This is a genomic window from Okeania sp., from assembly GCF_983059655.1.
Genome location: NZ_CEZPJD010000768.1, coordinates 1 through 1,939, shown reverse-complemented (window position 1 = coordinate 1,939; position 1,939 = coordinate 1). Strand labels below are relative to the sequence as shown.

The 1,939-nt window shown below is 30.1% G+C and carries 1 protein-coding gene; it reads left to right on the top strand.

Annotated elements, in window-relative coordinates:
* A partial coding sequence (locus AC3DU7_RS28080; protein WP_488042547.1) for a hypothetical protein occupies positions 1–1,450 on the top strand: 1,450 nt, incomplete at its 5' end.
* Positions 1,451–1,939 lie beyond the last annotated feature (489 nt).

Sequence of the window (1,939 nt, the reverse complement as noted above, 5' to 3'; positions counted from 1 at the left end):
ACCCCCTGGTAAAGCAACTCAAGAAAAAATTGATATAATTGATAATAATTATTGGAAATTTAAGGATAAAGTTAAGTCTCAGGAGGGATATGTAGATCGAACACAAGCAAATTTCGAGGAAACAAAAGGTAGTATCAGGTCTATTGGTGAAGACCTTGATGGCTTAATATCTGAGCTAGAAAATATATGCAATTTAGCCAATAATAGTCAAGAAGTTGACGATGAAAAATATTTAGCTAACAAGAATGGGTATTGTAACAAACTAAGAGATATTTATTTGCAGCTAAAAGAGTCTACAAATTCAAGCTCAAATAACTTTCAGAAATTCAGTAATGATTTAATCAGGATTGAAAAAAATGTTTCAGATGCCAAAAGATTTCTTCTCTCTTGGAATAATTGGTTAGCTGCACAAAAAAAGGTTACAGATAATAGAGTCATTACTAGAGAACAAGTCGATAATTGGATAGAACGTGCGAATCGTGAATTAGATTTTGTTTATAAAACAATTGAGAATTTAGACAGTGTTATAGAAAGAATTCCACAAGAAGAATCAGAGCTTCGTAGTAATATTGAAGCTATAGAAAAAGAATCTGAAAATTTTGAACGTCAGATTAGTGAATATGAAAACATGAAAAATTTTACGTTGACTAAGGAAATTGTTAATGATGCAAACAATAATTTATCCTCCATAAATGATTTATTGGAGAAAATTTCTCAAACTGAAAAAAATACTCAAGTTTTAGTTAATAATCTTAGAAAGGAATCTGATGAAATAGATAGGATAATTGAACTTATTTATGACTTATATCTTGATGGTAAAAATCTTCTGAAAATTCCAAAATTTACTCCAGAAGCATTAAGTCAAAAACCTAGGGCTAAAAGTAAGCTAGAAATTGTTAATAACTTCAGGGTTAATAAACTTCCTTCTTTGAAAGAAGAAATACAGAATGAACTTGATATTTATAAGTCTCTGCAAAAGTTAATATTTCAGAGATTAGGAGAAACTCGGTTCTCAATTAAAAACACCCAGGATAGACTCGAATACTTGATCAACAGTATAGGAAAACGGCTTTTAATATCTACTATCCTATGGTCTGCTATCTATGGAGTAATTTTAGCAGTTGCGATTACTTTAATTTGGTACTTTTACAAAAAAAGAATTTTGAGAAAACAAAAACTTCTTGATTCTAAAGATTTAGACAATCTACTTGATAAGATTAAGGATACTAAAGAATTTGTCACAATTAGAAAAGAAGCAATACAACTAATCTATGAACATCAAAATAATCTGAATGTTCAAGAATTATCATCAGTAGTAAAACGCCTAAAAGAAACGGTGAAACAGATGGAAAAGTTTAAGTCTGATGATGATGTAAAAGTTAATGCGGAGCTAAGAAAAGTAGCAGAGTCTCTTGAGCTACGTCTAATGGAAAAGCGGAGTTTCAAATAACTCAGAAGTTAAAGATTAAAGTATAAATGATGTGCTACTAGACTGATTAGAGTCAAATTCAATTGTACATATTTAAAACAATCTATGAAGGAGTTGGTAGATGGAAGTAGAAAAATGATTAGGGGCGATTTGCTGGTGCAACGCTCCGCGATCGCGTAAATTTATCTATAGTCTGGAATACTAAAAATTAATATTATTCAGTCAGAAGAGAGCCTAAAAAAGTCGATAACAGCAGGATTGCATAATGGTTAAGCTTTTGCAGATAGTTAATTAGGGAAAGGAATTATGATTGTAGTTTAATTTGTCAATGGACTATTAATAATTAATAATTTTCCGATTAACCACAAATGGAGTACATTTTATGTTGAATAAAAAATCATGCGTATAGGCGAGTTAACCCTAATAACATTACTCTATCACAATTTTTAAATACTTACAACCTGAAATCCAGGTTTTTTTTGGAGCTTTTCAAAATGAAGAAAGTTTTTT